The organism is Pseudomonas sp. WAC2 (assembly GCF_030403525.1).
Lineage (GTDB): Bacteria > Pseudomonadota > Gammaproteobacteria > Pseudomonadales > Pseudomonadaceae > Chryseomonas > Chryseomonas luteola.
Window position 1 is genome coordinate 386,265 of sequence record NZ_JAUEPD010000003.1, and the last position, 20,232, is coordinate 406,496.

At 54.8% G+C, this 20,232-nt stretch carries 23 protein-coding genes; 16 read left to right on the top strand and 7 right to left on the bottom strand.

Going from position 1 to position 20,232, the window contains the following annotated elements; all coding sequences use genetic code 11:
* Positions 1–6: 6 nt before the first annotated feature.
* From QWJ10_RS08990 to glmS, 14 genes are all read left to right on the top strand, one after another.
* On the top strand, positions 7–792 hold the full coding sequence (locus QWJ10_RS08990) for a ParA family protein (RefSeq protein WP_010796337.1): 786 nt from the start codon (positions 7–9) through the stop codon (positions 790–792).
* Positions 793–801: 9 nt separating this feature from the next.
* Positions 802–1,674, top strand: coding sequence for a ParB/RepB/Spo0J family partition protein (locus QWJ10_RS08995; protein WP_125888029.1), 873 nt, complete (start codon positions 802–804; stop codon positions 1,672–1,674).
* Between the two features lie 144 nt (positions 1,675–1,818).
* Positions 1,819–2,223, top strand: coding sequence for a F0F1 ATP synthase subunit I (locus tag QWJ10_RS09000; protein ID WP_010796335.1), 405 nt, complete (start codon positions 1,819–1,821; stop codon positions 2,221–2,223).
* 16 nt (positions 2,224–2,239) lie between these two features.
* Entirely contained in the window at positions 2,240–3,103 is an 864-nt protein-coding gene (gene atpB, locus QWJ10_RS09005; protein ID WP_010796334.1) for a F0F1 ATP synthase subunit A, read from the top strand.
* Positions 3,104–3,218: 115 nt separating this feature from the next.
* On the top strand, positions 3,219–3,476 hold the full coding sequence (gene atpE / locus QWJ10_RS09010) for a F0F1 ATP synthase subunit C (protein ID WP_010796333.1): 258 nt from the start codon (positions 3,219–3,221) through the stop codon (positions 3,474–3,476).
* 56 nt (positions 3,477–3,532) lie between these two features.
* Positions 3,533–4,003 (top strand): F0F1 ATP synthase subunit B, encoded by a 471-nt coding sequence (locus QWJ10_RS09015; RefSeq protein WP_010796332.1) that lies wholly within the window; start codon positions 3,533–3,535, stop codon positions 4,001–4,003.
* A gap of 11 nt (positions 4,004–4,014) precedes the next feature.
* Positions 4,015–4,551, top strand: coding sequence for a F0F1 ATP synthase subunit delta (locus tag QWJ10_RS09020; RefSeq protein ID WP_019366468.1), 537 nt, complete (start codon positions 4,015–4,017; stop codon positions 4,549–4,551).
* Between the two features lie 18 nt (positions 4,552–4,569).
* Positions 4,570–6,114 carry a F0F1 ATP synthase subunit alpha gene (gene atpA / locus QWJ10_RS09025; RefSeq protein WP_010796330.1) on the top strand — a complete coding sequence of 515 codons (1,545 nt, stop codon included), beginning with the start codon at positions 4,570–4,572 and terminating at the stop codon, positions 6,112–6,114.
* Positions 6,115–6,165: 51 nt separating this feature from the next.
* On the top strand, positions 6,166–7,026 hold the full coding sequence (gene atpG, locus QWJ10_RS09030) for a F0F1 ATP synthase subunit gamma (protein WP_010796329.1): 861 nt from the start codon (positions 6,166–6,168) through the stop codon (positions 7,024–7,026).
* A gap of 32 nt (positions 7,027–7,058) precedes the next feature.
* Positions 7,059–8,435 carry a F0F1 ATP synthase subunit beta gene (gene atpD / locus QWJ10_RS09035; RefSeq protein WP_010796328.1) on the top strand — a complete coding sequence of 459 codons (1,377 nt, stop codon included), beginning with the start codon at positions 7,059–7,061 and terminating at the stop codon, positions 8,433–8,435.
* A 39-nt stretch (positions 8,436–8,474) separates the two neighbouring features.
* Positions 8,475–8,900, top strand: a complete 426-nt coding sequence (locus QWJ10_RS09040) for a F0F1 ATP synthase subunit epsilon (RefSeq protein WP_010796327.1) — start codon at positions 8,475–8,477, stop codon at positions 8,898–8,900.
* Between the two features lie 141 nt (positions 8,901–9,041).
* Positions 9,042–10,403, top strand: a complete 1,362-nt coding sequence (glmU, locus tag QWJ10_RS09045) for a bifunctional UDP-N-acetylglucosamine diphosphorylase/glucosamine-1-phosphate N-acetyltransferase GlmU (protein WP_289925630.1) — start codon at positions 9,042–9,044, stop codon at positions 10,401–10,403.
* 101 nt (positions 10,404–10,504) lie between these two features.
* The gene (locus QWJ10_RS09050; RefSeq protein ID WP_289925818.1) at positions 10,505–11,275 is read left to right on the top strand and encodes a DeoR family transcriptional regulator; all 771 of its coding nucleotides are present in this window, start codon (positions 10,505–10,507) and stop codon (positions 11,273–11,275) included.
* Between the two features lie 77 nt (positions 11,276–11,352).
* Positions 11,353–13,188, top strand: coding sequence for a glutamine--fructose-6-phosphate transaminase (isomerizing) (glmS, locus tag QWJ10_RS09055; RefSeq protein ID WP_289925631.1), 1,836 nt, complete (start codon positions 11,353–11,355; stop codon positions 13,186–13,188).
* A gap of 36 nt (positions 13,189–13,224) precedes the next feature.
* Here glmS and QWJ10_RS09060 read toward each other — a convergent pair whose 3' ends face one another.
* Positions 13,225–13,524, bottom strand: a complete 300-nt coding sequence (locus tag QWJ10_RS09060) for a glutamine synthetase (RefSeq protein WP_237719490.1) — start codon at positions 13,522–13,524, stop codon at positions 13,225–13,227.
* Positions 13,525–13,724: 200 nt separating this feature from the next.
* Entirely contained in the window at positions 13,725–14,093 is a 369-nt protein-coding gene (locus tag QWJ10_RS09065) for a hypothetical protein (RefSeq protein ID WP_019366464.1), read from the bottom strand.
* 55 nt (positions 14,094–14,148) lie between these two features.
* Between QWJ10_RS09065 and QWJ10_RS09070 the strand changes: the two genes are divergently transcribed.
* A complete protein-coding gene (locus QWJ10_RS09070) occupies positions 14,149–15,117 on the top strand; it encodes a CobW family GTP-binding protein (protein ID WP_289925632.1) in 969 nt (322 codons plus the stop codon).
* Positions 15,118–15,202: 85 nt separating this feature from the next.
* Positions 15,203–16,267, top strand: coding sequence for an energy transducer TonB (locus QWJ10_RS09075; RefSeq protein WP_289925633.1), 1,065 nt, complete (start codon positions 15,203–15,205; stop codon positions 16,265–16,267).
* 69 nt (positions 16,268–16,336) lie between these two features.
* Here the strand turns inward: QWJ10_RS09075 and QWJ10_RS09080 are convergent, their stop codons facing one another.
* The 5 genes from QWJ10_RS09080 to QWJ10_RS09100 form a co-directional block, all read right to left on the bottom strand.
* Complete coding sequence (locus tag QWJ10_RS09080; protein WP_019366461.1) at positions 16,337–16,825, bottom strand: acyl-CoA thioesterase; 489 nt, start codon at positions 16,823–16,825, stop codon at positions 16,337–16,339.
* A gap of 101 nt (positions 16,826–16,926) precedes the next feature.
* On the bottom strand, positions 16,927–17,688 hold the full coding sequence (locus QWJ10_RS09085; RefSeq protein WP_010796319.1) for an SDR family oxidoreductase: 762 nt from the start codon (positions 17,686–17,688) through the stop codon (positions 16,927–16,929).
* A gap of 156 nt (positions 17,689–17,844) precedes the next feature.
* Positions 17,845–18,246 (bottom strand): SMI1/KNR4 family protein, encoded by a 402-nt coding sequence (locus QWJ10_RS09090; protein WP_010796318.1) that lies wholly within the window; start codon positions 18,244–18,246, stop codon positions 17,845–17,847.
* 159 nt (positions 18,247–18,405) lie between these two features.
* Positions 18,406–19,251 carry a TIM44-like domain-containing protein gene (locus QWJ10_RS09095; protein ID WP_010796317.1) on the bottom strand — a complete coding sequence of 282 codons (846 nt, stop codon included), beginning with the start codon at positions 19,249–19,251 and terminating at the stop codon, positions 18,406–18,408.
* A gap of 509 nt (positions 19,252–19,760) precedes the next feature.
* Positions 19,761–20,189 (bottom strand): EamA family transporter, encoded by a 429-nt coding sequence (locus QWJ10_RS09100; RefSeq protein ID WP_289925635.1) that lies wholly within the window; start codon positions 20,187–20,189, stop codon positions 19,761–19,763.
* Between the last annotated feature and the right edge of the window lie 43 nt (positions 20,190–20,232).

Sequence of the window (20,232 nt, forward strand, 5' to 3'; positions counted from 1 at the left end):
CGGCTCATGGCCAAGGTTTTTGCGATAGCCAACCAGAAAGGCGGGGTGGGGAAAACTACGACCTGCATCAATCTGGCTGCTTCGCTCGTTGCTACCCGACGTCGGGTACTGTTGATCGATCTCGATCCACAAGGCAACGCGACCATGGGAAGCGGTGTGGATAAGCACAATCTGGAACATTCGGTTCTGGATGTGCTGATCGGACAGTGTGATCTCATCGAAGCCATGCAGTTTTCCGAGCATGGTGGTTACCAGTTGCTACCGTCGAACCGTGATGTGACAGCTGCCGAAATTGAACTTCTGGATATGAGCAAGCGCGAGAGCCGCTTGCGTGAAGCGCTGGCACCCATTCGGGAAAATTACGATTACGTACTGATTGACTGCCCGCCGTCATTGTCGATGCTGACCATCAACGGGCTAGTCGCTTCGGATGGGGTTATCATTCCCATGCAGTGCGAATATTTCGCACTTGAAGGGCTGACTGACCTGATCGGTAGCATCCAGCGCATCGGACAGGCTCTGAATCCAGGCCTGAAGATCGAAGGTGTGCTGCGCACGATGTACGACCCGCGTATCAATCTGGCGAACGACGTAGCCGCCCAGCTCAAGGCGCATTTTGGCGATACGCTGTACGATACGGTTATCCCGCGCAACGTGCGTCTTGCCGAGGCACCCAGTCATGGTATGCCCGCGTTGACTTACGACAAGGCATCAACAGGGGCTGCAGCCTACCTGGCCTTGGCAAACGAACTGGCTCGTCGGCAGCGCAAAGCTGCAAAAGCAATCGCTTAAGGAATACACATGGCTGTCAAGAAAAGGGGACTGGGCCGCGGTCTGGATGCGCTGCTGAGCGGGGCTACGGCTAGCGTACTGCAGGAAGAAGCAGTCAAGGCCGACCAGCGTGAGTTGCAGCATCTGCCGTTGGACATTATCCAGCGCGGCAAGTACCAACCACGCCGTGACATGGACCCGGTCGCGCTCGAAGAGCTTGCCAGGTCGATTCGCGCCCAAGGCTTGATGCAGCCGATCGTGGTACGTCCCATTGCTGACAACCGCTATGAGATCATTGCCGGGGAGCGTCGCTGGCGTGCCAGCCAGCAGGCAGGGCTTGAGCGTATCCCAGCATTGGTCAGAAACATTCCTGACGAAGCCGCCATTGCGATGGCGCTGATCGAGAATATCCAGCGTGAAAACCTAAGTCCGATAGAAGAAGCCATGGCCCTTCAGCGGCTGCAGCAGGAATTTCAGCTGACGCAGCAGCAGGTGGCCGATGCAGTGGGCAAATCACGCGTCAGTGTGGCTAACCTGCTTCGACTGATAGCGTTGCCAGAAGAAATCAAGACGATGCTGGCGCATGGCGATCTGGAAATGGGCCATGCCAGGGCGTTGTTAGGTTTGCCAGCCTCAAAACAGGTCGAGGGGGCGCGTCATGTTGTCGCACGTGGATTGACCGTGCGTCAGACAGAAGCCTTAGTAAGACAATGGTTGAATAAGAAAGAAGCAGTTGAGCCTCCGGGGAAAGCTGATCCTGATATCATGCGTCTGGAGCAACGGCTGGCTGAGCGTCTGGGGGCTCCCGTACAGATCCGCCATGGGCAGAAGGGAAAGGGACAGCTGGTGATCCGTTACAGCTCACTCGATGAGCTGCAGGGCGTTCTTGCTCACATTCGCTAATATTCTAATGGTAGCGAATAGTCGTAAAGACTACCGCATGGCTTGAATGGGCGCGTGCAGACTCCTATACTCTGCGCGCTTTACGTCGGCACAAAGTATGCCAAGGCTTAAATAATAAGCCGACGCCAGAGGATTTCGAGCGCGATGGTTGATCGCACGCCCAAACGCCTGCCTTTTCACCGTCAGCCAGCATTTAACCTGCTGCTCGTCCAACTGGCCGTCACGATATGTGCAGCGTTATTTTTGTTTTGCTTCGTTGGTAGGGTCGCTGCTTATTCTGGTTTGATGGGTGGTTTAATCGCCTGGTTGCCTAATACATATTTCTCTTATAAAGCGTTCCGTTATTCGGGCGCCCGAGCTGCTCGCGACATAGTTCGATCATTCTATGCGGGAGAGGCAGGAAAACTAATTTTGACGGCACTGCTTTTTACAGTGGCGTTTGCGGGGATAAAGCCACTCATGCCACTGGCGTTGTTTGGTGTCTATCTATTGACGCTTTTTGTCAATGGATGCGCTCCCCTACTTGTCAAACGATCTTCTAGACCTTAAAGCGTTCGAGGCAAACATGGCAGCAGAATCCGCTTCGGGTTACATCCAGCACCACTTGCAGAATCTGACCTATGGTCTGCATCCGGCAAATGGTTGGAGTTTCGCCCACACCCCTCAAGAAGCGAAAGAAATGGGCTTTTGGGCCTTCCACCTGGATACTCTAGGTTGGTCGGTCGTTCTAGGCCTGATTTTTATTTGCATTTTCCGTGCCGTAGCAGTCAAGGCCACCAGTGGCCAGCCCGGTAAATTGCAAAATTTCGTCGAAGTCATTATCGAGTTCGTCGACAGCAGTGTCCGTGACACCTTCCATGGCCGTAATCCGCTGATCGCGCCTCTGGCACTGACGATTTTCGTCTGGATCTTCCTGATGAACCTTATGGACTTGGTGCCGGTTGACTGGTTGCCGTCCCTGGCTGGCCTGATAGGTGGTGAGCACACATATTTCCGTGTGGTTCCGACTACCGACCCGAATGCCACTATTGGTATGGCCTTGTCCGTATTTGCCCTGTTGATCTTCTATAGCATCAAGGTAAAAGGAATTGGTGGTTTCCTGGGCGAGCTGACTCTGCATCCGTTCCATAGCAAGAACATGCTGGTTCAGATCATCCTGATTCCGATCAACTTCCTGCTCGAGTTCGTAACGCTGGTGGCGCGTCCCGTTTCCTTGGCCTTGCGACTCTTCGGCAACATGTACGCCGGTGAGCTGATCTTTATCCTGATCGCCATGATGTTCGCCAACGGTCTGGCGCTGGGTGGTCTAGGTATTGTCCTGCAGTGGGCGTGGGCGGTCTTCCACATCCTGATCATTACCTTGCAGGCCTTCATCTTCATGATGCTGACCATCGTCTATATGTCGATGGCGCATGAAGAAAGTCATTAAGAGCTAGAGCACTTGATGATCCTCTCCGAAAGGGGAGGATGCCCGCGAGGGCAATGGGGAATAACAATTTTTTGCTTCAACCTTAACCAAGACGACTTAAAAGTCGGGAGGAAAAATGGAAACTGTAGTTGGACTGACCGCTATCGCCGTAGCACTGCTGATTGGTCTGGGCGCACTGGGTACTGCCATTGGCTTCGGCCTGTTGGGCGGCAAGTTCCTGGAAGGCGCTGCCCGTCAGCCGGAACTTGTTCCGATGCTGCAGGTGAAAATGTTCATCGTAGCGGGTCTGCTCGACGCCGTAACCATGATCGGTGTTGGTATCGCCCTGTTCTTCACCTTCGCTAACCCCTTCGTTGGTCAGATCGCTGGTTAATCATCCGAATCGATGATTCGTATGATTGACAGACAACGAACGAGCGAGGTGTTGGCGTGAACATTAATGCAACCCTGATTGGCCAGTCCGTTGCCTTCTTTATCTTCGTGCTGTTCTGCATGAAGTTCGTGTGGCCTCCGGTCATCGCGGCTTTGCGTGAGCGTGAAAAGAAGATTGCTGACGGCCTGGACGCTGCCAACCGCGCGGCTCGTGACCTGGAATTGGCTCAGGAACAAGCCACCCAGAAACTGAGCGAAGCGAAAGGTCAGGCAGCTGAAATCATCGAGCAAGCTAACAAGCGTGCTACCCAGATCATCGAAGAAGCGCAGGTCAAGGCCCGTGCTGAAGGCGATCGTCTGAAAGAGCAGGCTCAGGCTGAAATCGACCGGGAAATCAATAGCGCCAAGGAAGCTCTGCGTGCACAGGTTGGCCTTCTGGCTGTCGCTGGTGCAGAGAAGATCCTGGGCAAAACGATTGATCCCCAAGCCCACGCACAGTTGGTCGACCGACTGGCTGCGGAAATCTAAGCGAGGCCATCATGGCAGAACTGAACACGCTGGCCCGGCCATATGCCAAGGCAGCTTTCGAGTTCGCACAGTCTCAGCAGAATCTGACCAAATGGTCCGAGGAGCTGAGACTGCTCGCCGCGGTAACTCTGGATGGGACCGTGCGCCAGCTGCTTCAGCAACCGCAGTTGACCGCGGACGCCAAGGCCAAGCTGCTCATTGACGTGTGCGGCGATCAGCTGGATGTGCAGGCCCAGAACTTTGTTCGGACCGTGGCAGAAAACAACCGGATCGACCTGATGCCGACCATTGCTGAACTCTACGAAGAGTTCAAGGCCGAGCAGGAAAGATCCATCGAGGCGGAAGTCACCAGTGCTTTCGCTTTGAGCGACGAACAGCAAGACAAACTCGCCAAGGCTCTCAGCGCAAGGCTCGGTCGCGATGTGCGACTTCATGCATCCGAGGATGCAAGCCTGATCGGTGGTGTGGTAATTCGCGCCGGCGACTTGGTAATCGATGGCTCCGTTCGCGGCAAGCTCGCGCAACTGGCCGAAGCGTTGAAACCTTGAGTTTGAAGGGGCAGTAGCATGCAGCAACTCAATCCTTCCGAAATTAGTGAAATCATCAAGAGCCGCATCGAGAAACTCGATGTCTCTTCGCAACCGCGCAACGAAGGTACTATCGTCAGTGTTTCTGACGGTATCGTGCGCATCTTTGGTCTGGCCGACGTTATGTACGGGGAAATGATTGAGTTCCCGGGCGGCGTCTACGGCATGGCACTGAACCTGGAGCAGGACTCCGTAGGTGCCGTGGTTCTGGGTAATTACCTGGGCCTGGCTGAAGGCATGAGTGCCAAGTGCACCGGTCGTATCCTTGAAGTACCGGTTGGTCCGGAGCTTCTGGGTCGCGTTGTCGATGCCCTGGGTAATCCGATCGATGGCAAAGGCCCGATCAACGCCAAAGAAACCGATGCGGTTGAAAAAGTCGCTCCGGGTGTAATCTGGCGTAAGTCGGTAGACCAGCCTGTACAGACTGGTTACAAAGCCGTTGACGCCATGATCCCCGTTGGCCGTGGCCAGCGTGAGCTGATCATCGGTGATCGTCAGGTAGGTAAAACTGCCATGGCGGTGGATGCGATCATCAACCAGCGCAACAGTGGCATTCGTTGCGTCTATGTTGCCATCGGTCAGAAGCAGTCGACCATTGCCAACGTCGTACGCAAGCTGGAAGAGCACGGCGCACTGCAGAACACCATCGTAGTAGCTGCCAGTGCCTCTGAATCCGCAGCCCTGCAGTTCCTGGCTCCCTATGCCGGCTGCACTATGGGTGAATACTTCCGTGACCGCGGTGAAGATGCACTGATCGTTTATGACGATCTGTCCAAGCAGGCTGTGGCTTACCGCCAGATTTCCCTGCTGCTGCGTCGTCCGCCGGGCCGTGAAGCTTACCCAGGCGACGTGTTCTATCTACACAGCCGTTTGCTGGAGCGTGCTTCTCGCGTATCCGAAGAGTATGTAGAACAGTTCACCAAGGGCGCCGTTACCGGTAAGACAGGTTCCTTGACTGCTCTGCCGCTGATCGAGACTCAGGCAGGTGACGTTTCCGCGTTCGTTCCGACCAACGTAATTTCGATTACCGACGGCCAGATCTTCCTGGAAACCAGTCTGTTCAACTCGGGTATTCGTCCTGCGGTTAACGCAGGTATTTCCGTATCCCGTGTGGGTGGTGCCGCTCAGACCAAGATCATCAAGAAGCTGTCCGGTGGTATCCGTACCGCACTGGCTCAGTACCGTGAACTGGCAGCATTTGCCCAGTTTGCTTCTGACCTGGACGAAGCAACACGTAAGCAGCTTGAGCATGGTCAGCGTGTTACTGAGCTGATGAAGCAGAAGCAGTATGCACCGATGTCCATCGCCGAGATGGCTCTGTCGCTGTACGCCGCCGAGCGTGGCTTCCTGTCGGATATCCCGCTGGACAAGATTGGCAGCTTCGAGCAGGCCCTGATTTCGTACTTCAACCGTGATCACGCCGCACTGATGGCCAAGATCAACGAGAAGGGCGACTTCAACGACGAAATCGATTCTGGCATCAAGGCCGGTCTCGAGAAATTCAAGGCCACTCAAACCTGGTAAGCCCAGGCGGGAGCGTCGAGCGCTCCCGCTTGCTAACCCGATAGGTGTTACATGGCAGGCGCAAAAGAGATTCGCGGCAAAATCGCGAGCATCAAAAGCACACAGAAGATCACCAGCGCCATGGAAAAGGTAGCTGTCAGCAAGATGCGCAAAGCTCAGACGCGCATGGCTGCCAGCAAGCCTTACGCTGAGCGTATTCGTGCTGTGATCGGCCACTTGGCCAATGCGAACCCGGAATATCGCCATCCGTTTATGGTGGAGCGTCCGGTAAAGCGCGTGGGCTATATCGTGGTCAGCTCCGACCGTGGTCTGGCGGGCGGCTTGAACATCAACCTGTTCAAGACGTTGATTCGCGACATGGCAGAGCAACGCGATCGCAATGCTGAAGTCGATCTCGGTGTGATTGGCAGCAAGGGTGCGTCCTTCTTCCGCAGCTACGGCGGTAATGTAGTCGCAGCCATCAGCCATTTGGGTGAAGAGCCTTCGATCAACGACCTGATCGGTAGTATCAAGGTCATGCTCGACGCTTACCTGAATGGCCGTATTGATCGCCTGTACGTAGTGTCCAACAAGTTCGTCAACACCATGGTCCAGAAGCCGACAATCGAGCAGCTGGTTCCGTTGGTGGCTGAGCAGAACACCAGCCTGCAAAAGCATTGGGACTACCTCTACGAACCAGATGCCAAGACGTTGCTGGACGGCCTCTTGGTGCGTTACGTGGAATCTCAGGTGTATCAGGCAGTTGTAGAAAACAGCGCTTGTGAACAAGCGGCGCGGATGATCGCGATGAAGAACGCTACGGATAACGCAGGCGAGATCATCAGCGAACTGCAGCTGATCTACAACAAGGCACGCCAGGCAGCGATTACGCAGGAAATTTCGGAAATCGTCGGCGGCGCCGCTGCGGTTTGACGGACTGGTTCTAATTCTTCGAGGAACGCGAAATGAGTAGCGGACGTATCGTACAAATCATCGGCGCCGTAATCGACGTGGAATTCCCACGCGATTCCGTACCGAAAGTTTATGACGCTCTGAAAGTGCAGGGCGTGGAAACTACGCTGGAAGTTCAGCAGCAGCTGGGCGACGGCATTGTTCGTTCCATCGCGATGGGCTCTACCGAGGGTCTGAAGCGTGGTCTGGACGTTAACAACACTGGTGAAGCGATCAAGGTACCGGTAGGCGTGAAGACGCTGGGCCGTATCATGGACGTTCTGGGTAACCCGATCGACGAGGCGGGCCCCATCGGTGAAGAAGAGCGTTGGGAAATCCACCGCAAGGCACCGTCCTACGCTGATCAGTCCGGTAGCAACGAGCTGCTGGAAACAGGCATCAAGGTTATTGACCTGGTTTGCCCGTTCGCGAAGGGTGGTAAGGTTGGTCTGTTCGGTGGTGCCGGTGTAGGCAAGACCGTTAACATGATGGAACTGATCCGTAACATCGCCATCGAGCACAGCGGTTATTCCGTGTTCGCAGGCGTGGGTGAGCGTACTCGTGAGGGTAACGACTTCTACCACGAGATGAAGGATTCCAACGTTCTGGACAAGGTAGCCCTGGTTTACGGTCAGATGAACGAGCCGCCGGGCAACCGTCTACGCGTGGCCCTGACTGGCCTGACCATGGCCGAAAAGTTCCGTGACGAAGGCCGTGACGTACTGTTGTTCATCGACAACATCTACCGTTACACCCTGGCCGGTACGGAAGTATCCGCTCTGCTGGGCCGTATGCCTTCCGCAGTAGGTTATCAGCCGACGCTGGCTGAGGAGATGGGCGTTCTTCAGGAGCGTATTACCTCCACCAGAACCGGTTCGATTACATCCATCCAGGCTGTATACGTACCTGCGGATGACTTGACTGACCCGTCCCCTGCGACCACGTTCGCTCACCTGGACGCAACCGTCGTATTGTCCCGTGACATCGCTTCCCTGGGTATCTACCCAGCTGTGGATCCGCTGGACTCTACTTCTCGCCAGCTTGATCCGCTGGTGATCGGTCAGGAGCACTATGACGTTGCTCGCGGCGTTCAGTATGTTCTGCAGCGCTACAAGGAGCTGAAGGACATCATTGCGATTCTGGGTATGGACGAACTGTCCGAAGCGGACAAGCAGTTGGTATCCCGTGCTCGTAAGATCCAGCGCTTCCTGTCCCAGCCGTTCTTCGTTGCAGAAGTATTTACCGGTGCGCCAGGTAAATACGTTTCGCTCAAGGACACCATTGCTGGTTTCGGCGGCATTCTGAAAGGTGACTACGACCATTTGCCTGAGCAGGCATTCTACATGGTTGGCAGCATCGACGAAGCTATCGAAAAAGCGAAGAAACTGTAATCCGTGCGCCCGGAAACGGGCGCCTTACGAGGCATGCATATGGCCAAGACAGTCCAATGCGATATCGTCAGCGCGGAAGGAGCCATCTTCTCCGGAGCGGTGGAAATGGTGATCGCCCACGGTAACCTGGGGGATCTGGGTATTTCTCCCGGCCATGCTCCGCTGTTGACTGATCTCATGCCTGGCCCGATTCGCCTGATCAAGCAGGGCGGCGAGGAAGAGGTGTTTTATATCTCTGGTGGTTTCCTCGAAGTCCAGCCGAATGTCGTCGAAGTGTTGGCAGATATTGCCAGCCGGGCGAGCGATCTTGATGAAGCGGCTGCTCAGGAAGCCATGAAGCTGGCTGAGAAGACGCTGAGCGAGAAAGGCTCGAACTTCGATTACAGCGCTGCCTCTGCACAGTTGGCTGAAGCCGCAGCTCAGCTGCGTACCATTCAGCAGCTACGCAACAAGGCCAAGCGCTGAAGCAATACGCTTCGGGTATATGAAAGGGGTAGCTTCGGCTACCCTTTTTCATTTCTGGCCGTGAGCACTTGCTGAGCCCGTTTCTCTTCTGAGACTCTTTATCCGTGTCTAACGGCTTAACGGCCCTATCGAGGCGTAAACATGTCCCTTGAAATTGTCATTCTTGCTGCGGGGCAAGGCACCCGTATGCGCTCCGCTCTGCCCAAGGTTCTTCATCCGATTGCCGGGAAGGCCATGCTGGGACACGTGATCGATCGCGCCCGCGAGCTGGCTCCGCAAAAGATCCATGTAGTGATCGGCCATGGAGCCGAAACCGTCAAGCAGCGTCTGGCAGCAGATGACCTCAACTTCGTCGTCCAGCAGGAGCAGTTGGGTACAGGCCATGCTGTCGCCCAGGCGCTTCCCCATCTGTCGGCGGAGCGGGTACTGATCCTGTATGGCGATGTTCCGCTGATTGAAACGTCTACGCTTGAGCGCCTGCTAGAACAGGTTAGCGCTCAGCAGCTGGCATTGTTGACTGTAGAACTGGCAGATCCCACGGGTTATGGACGTATCCTTCGGGATAACCGCGGTGAGGTGTATGCAATTGTTGAGCATAAGGATGCCGATGCAACGCAGAAGGCAATCCGCGAAGGTAATACCGGTATTCTGGCCGTTCCGGGCGAGCGATTGGGAGAGTGGCTCGGTAGACTTTCCAACAGCAATGCACAAGGGGAGTATTACCTGACGGATGTCATCGCAATGGCCGTATCCGATGGCTTGCGCGTTGCAACGGCTCAGCCAGACGATGCCATGGAGGTTCAGGGAGCCAATGACAGAAAGCAGTTGGCTGATCTTGAGCGACACTATCAATGGCGCGCTGCGCAAGCGCTCATGACGCAAGGTGTAACACTACTGGATCCGACACGCTTTGATCTGCGTGGGCAGGTCCAGACTGGCCGTGATGTCACTATTGATATCAATGTTATTCTGAGTGGCACGGTGGTTATCGACGACAACGTCGAAATTGGGCCCAACTGTGTTATCCACAACAGCACGTTGAAACGCGGGGCGGTTATCAAGGCCAACAGTCATCTGGATGGCGCAGTAGTGGGTGAGGGTGCCGATGTAGGTCCCTTTGCTCGGCTACGTCCCGGTTCTGTTCTGGAAGCCAGGGTTCATGTGGGTAACTTCGTTGAGTTGAAGAACGCTCATCTCAATGAAGGCAGCAAGGCGGGGCATCTGTCTTATCTAGGTGATGCTGTTCTAGGAAAGAACTGTAACGTAGGCGCCGGCACCATTACCTGCAACTATGATGGTGCCAACAAATATAGAACTGAGATTGGCAATGACGTCTTCATTGGGTCTAACAGTTCGTTGGTAGCACCAGTCACGTTAGGCGATGGAGCAACCACGGCTGCAGGTTCTACCATTACGGAAAACGTGCCTGCACAGACGCTGGCACTGGGTAGGGCAAGACAGGTTAACAAGCCTGATTGGCAACGTCCTATCAAGAAGAAGTAGCCCAAAAGGCTGTGAAATACTCACAGCCTTTTTCATTCTGGGTTGACTTTTTTTCCGTTAAGGGTTTTGATTCGAAGTATATAAATTTCGAATCGAAACTTATGGCCAAGCGCAACACTCCACAACGTCGCCACGACATCCTTGCCCGTTTGAATAAACAGGGTGAGGTGACAGTTGATGAGTTGACCAAACTGTTTGCCACCTCAGAAGTTACGATTCGAAAGGATTTGGCCGCGCTCGAAAAGAATGGCCTCTTACTACGCCGATACGGTGGCGCCGTTTCGATCCCCCATGAGCTTCTGAACGATCTTGCTCAAGCGCCATCACCGTATAAACAGGCCATTGCACGGGCTGCCTCTTCACGTATCCGCGAACATGCCCGGGTCATTATTGATAGTGGCAGCACGACCGCTGCGCTTATTCCCGAATTGGAAAACAAAGCAGGTCTGGTTGTGATGACCAACTCGCTTCATATCGCCAATGCCTTGCGTGAACTTGAGCATGAACCGGTTTTGTTAATGACTGGCGGGACCTGGGACCCTCATTCGGAATCCTTTCAAGGACAAGTGGCTGAGCAGGTCCTGCGCTCTTACGACTTCGATCAGCTATTCATTGGTGCTGATGGATTGGATCTTGAACGGGGCACGACAACGTTCAATGAATTATTGGGCTTATCGCGTGTAATGGCTGAAGTGGCCCGAGAAGTCATCGTTATGGCAGAAGGGGATAAGGTTGGTCGACGTATTCCCAACCTAGAACTGCCCTGGTCGAACATTCATACGCTTGTGACTGATGAGCGTTTCCCTGATGAAGCCAGACACCAATTGGAACAACGGGGCATTACTATCATTTGTGTGGCTGTGGATAAATGATCTCCATCAAATATCCACAGCCACTCTTTAAAATTTGAACGAAGCATTCATATGCATTGCTTGTTTAGGAGTTTTCCATGTGTGGCATCGTAGGCGCCATTGCTGAGCGTAATATCACCGCTATCCTCGTTGAAGGGCTCAAGCGCCTTGAATACCGAGGGTATGACAGCGCAGGTCTTGCCGTACTGACGGCGCAGCAGACCCTTGAGCGCATTCGTCGCCCCGGCAAGGTCAGCGAGCTGGCTAGCGCGCTTAACAGTGAAGGCCTGACAGGTCGCCTCGGTATTGCCCATACCCGCTGGGCCACACATGGTGCGCCAACTGAAGCGAATGCCCATCCTCATTTCTCTCATGGTCAGATTGCAGTGGTCCACAATGGGATCATTGAAAACCATGAACCCCTGCGCGAGTGGTTAAAGGGGCTCGGTTATGTCTTTACCTCCCAGACCGATACCGAAGTCATCGTTCATCTTCTGCATCACAAGCTGAAGGAAACCAGTGATATCACGCATGCGCTGAAGGCAGCGGTGAAAGAGCTGCATGGTGCCTACGGTGTAGCGGTCATGAATATCGACCAGCCTGATCGTCTGGTCGCTGCCAGAAGCGGCAGCCCCTTGGTGATCGGTCTGGGTATTGGGGAAAACTACCTGGCGTCGGACCAGTTGGCGCTCCGACAGGTAACGGATCGCTTTATGTACCTAGAAGAGGGTGACATTGCAGAGATTCGTCTGAATGGCGTCTCGCTGTGGTCGGTGGACGGTGAAGCGGTAACACGTGAAGTTGTTCAGTTTACCGAAGGGGCCGAAGCCGCTGATAAAGGTTCGTTCCGCCACTTCATGCTCAAGGAGATTCATGAGCAGCCTGCTGTGGTTCAACGCACCTTGGAAGGGCGGTTGGGTCTTGATCATGTGGTGACCGAGGCGTTCGGCCCTCAGGCGGCAGACCTGTTTGGGCGTGTCAGGAATATTCAGATGGTTGCCTGTGGCACAAGTTTTCATGCCGGTATGGTGGCACGCTATTGGCTGGAAGGGCTCACGGGTATCCCTTGCCAGGTCGAGGTGGCAAGTGAATTCCGCTATCGGCGTGTAGCGGTACAGGCTGACACACTATTTGTGACCATTTCCCAATCAGGGGAGACAGCGGATACCTTGGCTGCGCTTAGAAATGCCAAGCCGCTGGGCTATTTGGGCAGTCTTGCAATTTGTAACGTCGCGACCAGCTCGCTGGTACGTGAGTCGGACCTGACCTTACTGACACAGGCTGGCCCTGAGATCGGGGTTGCCTCTACCAAGGCGTTCACGACTCAGCTGGTTGCGCTGCTGCTGCTTACGCTGTCGTTGGGCCGTGTTCAGAACCGTCTTGAGGCTGGCGTTGAGGCTGAATTGGTGGAAGAGCTTCGCCGTCTGCCCGCGCGTCTTGATGAGGCGCTTGCCATGGATAAGCGCGTAGAGAAAATTTCCGAGCTATTTGCAGAGAAGCACCATACCTTGTTCCTCGGCCGTGGTGCTCAATATCCGGTGGCCATGGAAGGCGCGCTCAAGCTCAAGGAGATTTCCTATATTCATGCCGAGGCTTATCCGGCGGGTGAGCTCAAGCACGGCCCGCTGGCGCTGGTGGACACTGACATGCCTGTGGTTACGGTAGCGCCCAATAATGAGTTGTTGGAAAAGCTGAAATCCAACCTTCAGGAAGTACGCGCTCGAGGCGGTCAGCTGGTTGTCTTCGCGGATGCAGAAGCTGGTCTTACCAACGGGGAAGGCACCCACCTGATCGGGATGCCCAGCATTCATGATGTGCTGGCGCCAATCCTCTACACCATACCGCTGCAATTGCTGTCTTATCACGTCGCTATATTGAAAGGGACTGATGTGGATCAGCCTCGCAATCTAGCCAAGTCGGTAACGGTTGAATAATGTATTCAGCAAAGCCCCGTTAAACGGGGCTTTTGTTTATGGGTTGGACGTGCAGCCACCAACACGGCCGCATAAAAGTGTTTGTCGACCTGCAGATGAGCTGGAGACGCGTCCACGTGAAGTCCAACCAATGGCCCGTGTAAAGCCGGACCAGATCTCGCCATCCGAGGCGTAACCTATCAAGAAACTGATTCGACCATAGTGTGCCTGGGTTTGCGTCCAGGTGCGCTGGGTTGCAGCATCGTATCCTTGGATAAAAATATGTTTATCCACAACCGATACATGATAGTGACTGCCTGCAAGGTCTTCGCAGCTGACTATTTGCCCCGTACTCATACAGTTCACAGGTAAGCCATCGGCAAATGCAAAAGATGAGCACAGCAAGGAAGGGGCAAGTAGTAGAGACCAGGCAGGCGGTCTTTTCATAAGATAGAAAACCATCAAACAGATTAGGTTGTTATCTTATAACCTATTTGCCTTGTGCCAGTAGCCTTTGCCATCAGCAGGATGATCCGTAAAGGCATCAGAGCCTGTCATCATTCAGTCCGCTTGGATGTATCCAGCCACGTGCCCTGGCTCTGCTGTTCACAGAACGGCTTCAAGAAGCGTGCATCCGTAGCAATGCCGTAATAATGGATGTCCTGTCTGTACGGCATGCCTTGTACTTGGGCGTTCTGGCAGATACCGAATCCGCCGGTAGGGCATTGTTCAGCAAAGGTAACCTCAACGTTCTGCTCTGCCAGTTGAGGCTTACAAAATCCATCATGAAATAGATTCGCTGGAATCGAGCGATTCTGCTGGCAGACTTTCACATCGACGCCTTTACCCTTGCTGTGGACCAGGCACGCTTCAGCCTGCACATAGAGCGGAGCGAGGAAGGCTAGACAGGCAAGTAGGCGATACATAGAGGTAACCGGCTTAAAGCGGCGACTCTACCACTGACCGAATCGAGACATAAACATGCTCAAGCATATACCTACCCACGTGATAACAGGACCTTTGGGGGCAGGCAAGACCAGCCTCATCCGGCATTTGCTGACGCAACGTCCTCAACACGAGCGGTGGGCAGTGCTGGTTAACGAGTTCGGTCAGATAGGGCTTGATGCTGCGTTGTTGCATACCACGGATGCCGGTATTTCATTGACTGAATTGCCGGGAGGATGCCTGTGCTGCGTCAACGGTGCGCCATTGCAGGTAGCCCTGGTGCAGTTGTTGCGCAGGGCTCAGCCCCAGCGCCTTTTCATTGAGCCGTCAGGGCTGGGGCATCCGGCTACATTGCTCAAGCAGCTCGCCGAAGGTACCTGGCAGGGCGTACTGGCGATTCAACCGGCAGTCATGGTGGTTGATGCTCACCGCTTGGCGAGCGGGGAACAGCTGCCTGATGCTCAACGTGAGGCGTTACCCGGGGTTGGGCTGCTGGTACTCAACAAGTCTGAGTTGTTGAATGACAGAAGCCGACAGGCGCTTCTAGCCTCCTTGCCCGACATCCAGTGGCAATGGACCCAACAGGGAAGGCTGCCTTTTGACCTTTTGCCCGGAAGCGCTTGTGTAGTTGGCCAACGTGCTCCCGATTCACTCCCAAAGCCTCCCCCTGGTCAGCAGGGACCATTACCTTCGCTGCTGTTACCTGGACAGCCCTTAAGGCAAATTCATGAGGCTGAAGGGCGCTTCGCCATAGGGTGGCGGTTTCACCATAGCAGCCAATTTAACCGCCAAGCAGTTCAGACATGGCTGGGCGCATTACCTGCACTGCTCAGGGCAAAAGCCATTCTGCATGCAGATGGGCAGTGGTGGAGCTTCAATCAAGCCAGTGGACAAGGTGAATGGCGGATCAGTGAGTGGCGCAAGGATAGCCGGGTAGAATTGATCTTCGAAACGGTCGTAGATGCGGCTGCCTTAGAGTCAGATTTGATGAATTACATGCAATAGGAATCCTGTTGTCGCTAAAAGTTGATAAATTCGTTATCTTAATGATAATGATTATTAAATCTGACCGCCTTTGTGGATCATTCCTATGTCGTTGACGTTGCCGGCGAGATCAAAATCGCCTGAGCAAGACCCTTCGCTGCAGCCTGAGCACCCTGCTGAATCGGCTGAAGGAGTACGTCTGTATGTCGTGCGCAGTGAGGTTGAGCCTGTTGATGGTGTAAATGCCAGTCGTACGGATCCAGGCGCAGAGATCATTTCGCTGCAAGGGTATTCACGAAGCGATGAGGTGCCTCCGCTGGAGGAGAACGTCGGCAACGCCGAGCCGACAACCGAAACAACGCCTCTTCGTCGTTGGTGGCTGGCCTCGGGGACTTCCTTTGTTATGCACGCGGCGCTGGCGGCTGCATTGTTTTTTGTCGTACAGACTCCGCCCGAACTCAAAATCAGCAAGGGTGATAGCCCAAGCGAGCTGAAGGTCAGCTTTATCCAGCTGCCTAAAAAGGAGCCTGCCCCAGAGCCTCCGGCAGCAGCGCCTACACCTCCGGCCCCACCAGAGCCCGAACCGCCTAAGCCGGAGCCTCCTAAGCCGGTTGAACCGCCCAAGCCCGTCGAACCACCCAAACCGGTAGTCGAAAAGCCCAAGCCAAAGCCGAAACCCAAGCCGGTTGAGCACACCCAGCAAAAACCGCTACCGGTCAAAAAGAAGCCTGAGCCCAAAGCAGAGCCTGAGCCAGCCCCGGCGCCTGCTGCACCGGCAGCGAGTGCTCCTACGCCTGCGGCTGCACCAAGCGCACCTGTTCAGGCACCCGTGGCCACGCCTGGCGCCAAGACCGCCGCTTCTGCAGGTCCTGCAGGCCTCCCTACTGGGAGCATCGACGACAGCGATATCCGTCCTTTGAAGATGGATCAGCCCAAATATCCTGATGTGCTGCGTCGTCGCGGATTAAGCGGGGAGGTCAAAGTGCTATTTACCGTAACCGCAAATGGCCGTATTACTGATGTGGAAGTACTGGAGTCGTCCAACAAAATGTTCGAGCGCTCCGTGCTCGATGCGTTGAGCAGCTGGCGCTTTGCTCCTCGTGTATCAGGTGGACAAATCGTACCGCGCAAGGCTACCAAGGTATTTATCTTCAAGCTGCAACGCCGCTAACGGCCGACAGGCTCCAATAAAAACGCCGCGGATAATCGCGGCGTTTTTGTTTAGGCCCTGATCAGGCGATCAAGGAAGTACGTCTTCCTTGATCGCCTGATACCGTTCTTGCAACTCTCGGCGAATTTGCCGGCGCTGCTGTGCCTGTATGCAGCGGCGTTTCTCGTCGAACGTCTTGGGTTCCAGTTGAGGAACGGGGCAGGGCTTGCCGTCGTCACCCAATGCAACCATCGTGAAGAAGCAGCTGTTGGTATGGCGTACCGAGCGCTGTTGAATGTTTTCCGTAATGACCTTTACACCGACCTCCATAGACGTCGTTCCGGTGTAGTTCACCGATGCCAAAAACGTAACCAATTCACCTACGTTGACCGGTTCGCGAAAGATCACCTGATCAACCGACAGTGTCACCACATAACGGCCTGCATAACGGCTGGCGCAGGCATAGGCTACTTCATCCAAGTGTTTAAGCAAGGCGCCACCATGCACCTTGCCAGAGAAGTTCGCCAAATCGGGCGTCATCAGAATGGTCATACTGAGCTGGTGATTACCGGCTTCCATATAGGCCTCGTCATATCCTCAAATCACCGGTAATTCCGGCGGCGTCAGTATGCAATGTTATGGCGATTTGCCATAGGACTCATGCGTTAGCTGTATTTGTCTTATGAGCGGCCCGCCGACAACCCCCTATCGATAGGCATGTCTGCGCCTGAAATAGCAGAGGCCTGCGGCTGGCATAGGAAGTACACCAGTTCAGCGACTTCTTCAGGCTGGATAAAGCGGGCTTGATCACCTTGCGGATACCGATTGAGCAAGTTGCGCCGGTAGCCGGTAGGATCGCCCTGGCCATAATGGGCCGCCTGAAAATCCAGCATGGGCGTATCGATATCGCCTGGGGAGACAGCATTGACCCGCACACCGTCCTTGGCCAGCTCAATGGCGAGGTTCTGGCTGAAGAAACGAATAGCGGCTTTAGCAGCGCCATAGGCGGCAGCACCCGAGACAGGTTGGCGACCCGCACCGCTCGAAATATTGATGATCGTTCCGCGGGTTTCCTTGAGAAACGGGATGGCAGCGGAGCACATGAAGAAGGTCGACTTGAGGTTGACCGACATGACGAGGTCATAATCCTCTTCGCTGAACGTCTCGACAGGGCCTTCGCGCCAGACACCTGCCGCATTGATCAGAGCATCGAGGCGGCCGGTACGCGCCATGACCTTGCTGATGAGGTTACGACAGCCTTCGGCCGTCCGTAGATCAGCTACGACGCTCGAATCCAGGGGAACATTGCCATTGAGATCATGCAGGCCATCCTTGTCCAGATCTGCCGCTGCAACGCGCCAGTGACTCTGTGAAAAACGCTGGGCCAGTGCTCGACCGAGCCCGCCAGCGGCACCAGTGATCAGAACGACAGGAGTGCTCATCCAGGGATTACCTTCTAGCGGAAAAGATAGCTATATCCAGACCTTGCACAGCCGCTTACGTTCAGCGTCTGGCCTACCATTCTCGTGCAATCCGCTACAAGCGTCTCGTAAAGCCTGCCAATAGCGGCAGGCTAACGCTATAGAGCTGATCAATGATCAGCTTTCCAGCCAGACATCCCGTGCCCAGATCCAGACGGAATCCCAGGTGTCATCGTCCAGCTCACCATCCGTCCAGAGCAGAACCTCGCCTTCCTGACTGACGGCGTAGTAGCCGTCACCGTCCTCACAAATGGGTATTAGATCGCGAGGTAGACCTTCCGACCAGGCTGTAGCGGCCACTTCTGGGAGGTAGGTATGGGACTGCGGATCGGTCACCGTTACGGGCTCGAGCTTGCCGTATACCACATCGCTGACGGTGAGAAGAAACTCGCGAAACTCGGGCGGAAGGCTGATCAACAGTTCTTCTTCGATTTCGACCAACAGGTCCTCATCGGGCAGCTCGAGCGGTACCGGAACAGGCTCGTTCTCTTCGCGCAGCCTTTCAATCACGTCTTCCATCAATACATCCTCTAATGCAGGGGTGCGTGTTATACCCTAGTCAAGAATATAAAAGATGGAAAAGGTGCCATCGAGAAAGCGCTACCTGTACGAACAGCGCGACAAACGGTAGAAACAAAAAAGCCCGGCATGGCCGGGCTTTTCTGAAACACAGAGCGATCAGGCGTTCTGACGGATACCGGCCAGCAGCCAGGGCTGGTTGCTACCTGCCAGGCGCTCCATACGCCAGCTTTCGCTGAAATTCTGACCCTGGTCGAAGCGAGACTCTTTCGACAAGCCAGAGAACGTGATGGTAGCAATGGTCTTGCCTTCCAGCTCTTCCACGCCATCCAGTTCAGCCTGCAAGTTCTCGATGTAGGTGGACTGGAAGCCTTCACCCAAGCTGGCACGCTCATCTTTCAGCCACTGGAGCATCTGAGGCGTCACAAACTCGGCGATTTTGTCCATCTCGTTGGCATCCCAGTGCTGCTGCAGAGACATGAAGTGCTCACGGCCAGCTGCAACGAAACGCTCTGCATCAAACCAGGCAGGCGCATTCATGACTGGCGCGGCACCACCCTGACCGAATCCGCCAGGCTGCTGTACAGGCGCTTCACGGTACATCGGTGCGTGGCCTGCCGGAGCGGGCTGATGCTGCTGATGTTGCTGCTGACGGCGGCGCGTGAATAGCTTGAACAGAACAAACGCTATCAGGGCCATGATCAGGAAGTCGAAGAACTGGAAGCCTTCGAAACCGTCGCCCATGAACATGGAAGCCAATAAGCCACCAGCGGCAAGACCGGCTAACGGACCCAGCCAGCGAGAAGCACCGCTAGCGGCTGGCGCCTGACGACCCGGTGCGGCTGCCGCTGCGCCTGGTTGCTGTTGAGGCGGTGCCGCCTGGCGTGTCTGGTGAATGGGAGCTGCACCAGCCGACTTGCCTCCACCCATGCGCTTAGCATTGGCATCAAGGCTCAGGGTCAGGCCCAGGCAGATGATCATGAAAAAACTCATTATGCGTTGCATCGTAAGATCTCTTATCGTGAACTACGTTGATGTCCATCTTGCGCCGGACATTGCGTAAGGGCTAGCGCTAATTGTTTCGGCTTTTTGCATGGTTTACTCAAGCCTTATCGTTTGCTGTTGGACTATTGCTTTATGCGCAATATTTCAAACCACTGGTCAGCTTCAAAAAAGCGTTAGCGCGTACTCAATTAGGGTGTTTTCTAAACATCGGCTGTGGCTAAAAGCACAGATCTGAAATTGATGGCTGAGCGCTATCATTTCATTACTACCTTGAGACGGTATGCTGTCCAAACCATTTGCATCTTGGGCTACGGGAGTGGAGTGTTGTGATGCAAGGGATGGTAGCTATCGCTTTACAAGGATACCGGCCTGTAAATGCCTGACAGAAGCAGTCGTGGCGGGGCTCGGTGAGTAGGGCGCCTGAGCACCTCTATGCAGGGAATAGGCTTGTCTTGCATGCTTCGGCAATCTCCCACCGTTTGACAAGCCTTTTCCTTGCGCCTTCAACCCTAGGGTTTCAGCGCCAATAGCACCACGCCAAAACCGATTGCGCCAATGCCGCACCATTGGCGCAGCGTCAGCTTTTCGCCTAGCAGCAGTACACCGAATAGGGCCACGAGCACTACGCTCAGCTTGTCTACTGGCGCTACCAGCGAAGCGTTACCCATCTTCAAGGCTCGGAAATAACAGATCCAGGAGGCACCGGTAGCCAATCCAGATAACACAAGGAAGAGATAGCTTTTTGGCGAGATCGAGCTTAAGGGCTGATACTGGTGGGTCGCATAAACGATCAGCACAAGCGACAGGAGCACTACTCCAGTCCGCAACAAGGTAGCAAAGTCCGAATTGACCTGGGCAACGCCAATTTTGCCAAAAATGGCTGTGAGCGCCGCAAAAACGGCTGACAGCAATGCCCAGAAGAGCCAGGAAGACGCCACGCAATGTCCTTCTTCAAACAGACAGGGCGGCGAAGGCCGCCCT

Bases quoted from the DNA above. Each gene is read 5' to 3' on its own strand.
- QWJ10_RS08990 (WP_010796337.1), top strand. From the start codon at position 7: ATGGCCAAGGTTTTTGCGATAGCCAACCAGAAAGGCGGGGTGGGGAAA.
- QWJ10_RS08995 (WP_125888029.1), top strand. From the start codon at position 802: ATGGCTGTCAAGAAAAGGGGACTGGGCCGCGGTCTGGATGCGCTGCTG.
- QWJ10_RS09000 (WP_010796335.1), top strand. From the start codon at position 1,819: ATGGTTGATCGCACGCCCAAACGCCTGCCTTTTCACCGTCAGCCAGCA.
- atpB (WP_010796334.1), top strand. From the start codon at position 2,240: ATGGCAGCAGAATCCGCTTCGGGTTACATCCAGCACCACTTGCAGAAT.
- atpE (WP_010796333.1), top strand. From the start codon at position 3,219: ATGGAAACTGTAGTTGGACTGACCGCTATCGCCGTAGCACTGCTGATT.
- QWJ10_RS09020 (WP_019366468.1), top strand. From the start codon at position 4,015: ATGGCAGAACTGAACACGCTGGCCCGGCCATATGCCAAGGCAGCTTTC.
- atpA (WP_010796330.1), top strand. From the start codon at position 4,570: ATGCAGCAACTCAATCCTTCCGAAATTAGTGAAATCATCAAGAGCCGC.
- atpG (WP_010796329.1), top strand. From the start codon at position 6,166: ATGGCAGGCGCAAAAGAGATTCGCGGCAAAATCGCGAGCATCAAAAGC.
- atpD (WP_010796328.1), top strand. From the start codon at position 7,059: ATGAGTAGCGGACGTATCGTACAAATCATCGGCGCCGTAATCGACGTG.
- QWJ10_RS09040 (WP_010796327.1), top strand. From the start codon at position 8,475: ATGGCCAAGACAGTCCAATGCGATATCGTCAGCGCGGAAGGAGCCATC.
- glmU (WP_289925630.1), top strand. From the start codon at position 9,042: ATGTCCCTTGAAATTGTCATTCTTGCTGCGGGGCAAGGCACCCGTATG.
- QWJ10_RS09050 (WP_289925818.1), top strand. From the start codon at position 10,505: ATGGCCAAGCGCAACACTCCACAACGTCGCCACGACATCCTTGCCCGT.
- glmS (WP_289925631.1), top strand. From the start codon at position 11,353: ATGTGTGGCATCGTAGGCGCCATTGCTGAGCGTAATATCACCGCTATC.
- QWJ10_RS09060 (WP_237719490.1), bottom strand. From the start codon at position 13,524: ATGAGTACGGGGCAAATAGTCAGCTGCGAAGACCTTGCAGGCAGTCAC.
- QWJ10_RS09065 (WP_019366464.1), bottom strand. From the start codon at position 14,093: ATGTATCGCCTACTTGCCTGTCTAGCCTTCCTCGCTCCGCTCTATGTG.
- QWJ10_RS09070 (WP_289925632.1), top strand. From the start codon at position 14,149: ATGCTCAAGCATATACCTACCCACGTGATAACAGGACCTTTGGGGGCA.
- QWJ10_RS09075 (WP_289925633.1), top strand. From the start codon at position 15,203: ATGTCGTTGACGTTGCCGGCGAGATCAAAATCGCCTGAGCAAGACCCT.
- QWJ10_RS09080 (WP_019366461.1), bottom strand. From the start codon at position 16,825: ATGGAAGCCGGTAATCACCAGCTCAGTATGACCATTCTGATGACGCCC.
- QWJ10_RS09085 (WP_010796319.1), bottom strand. From the start codon at position 17,688: ATGAGCACTCCTGTCGTTCTGATCACTGGTGCCGCTGGCGGGCTCGGT.
- QWJ10_RS09090 (WP_010796318.1), bottom strand. From the start codon at position 18,246: ATGGAAGACGTGATTGAAAGGCTGCGCGAAGAGAACGAGCCTGTTCCG.
- QWJ10_RS09095 (WP_010796317.1), bottom strand. From the start codon at position 19,251: ATGCAACGCATAATGAGTTTTTTCATGATCATCTGCCTGGGCCTGACC.